Consider the following 316-nt stretch of genomic DNA (forward strand, 5'->3'; position numbering starts at 1 on the left):
CTACAGGCAACCGCCGGTTCTGGCCGGTGCGCGTCACCGGCTCCGGTCGACTGAAAGCGTGGAGCATGACTAGTGAGACCATCCAGCAGATATGGGCGGAGGTCATGGGCTGCTACGAGGCCGGGGAAGCGCTCCACCTCACCGGTGAGATCGCCGAGCAAGCCCAGCAGCACCAAGACGCGGCTATCGAGACCGATGACCGTCGGCGATCCTGAAGAAGCTCCCGGACTGGGAACGCCCAACAGGGAGCAGAGACCGCGAACGTGTGTTCCCATACGGGCTACAGCGCGTATGGCGCCGGAAGGAGGACGAAAAC

Annotated in this window: 1 protein-coding gene; it reads left to right on the forward strand. The window is 63.9% G+C overall.

Features of this window, described 5'->3' with window-relative positions; translation table 11 throughout:
* Positions 1-215 (forward strand): VapE domain-containing protein (locus tag CYJ76_RS11865; protein WP_144043117.1); only part of this gene is annotated, 215 nt, incomplete at its 5' end.
* Between the last annotated feature and the right edge of the window lie 101 nt (positions 216-316).

The organism is Kytococcus schroeteri, from assembly GCF_002847825.1.
Taxonomy (GTDB): domain Bacteria; phylum Actinomycetota; class Actinomycetes; order Actinomycetales; family Dermatophilaceae; genus Kytococcus; species Kytococcus schroeteri.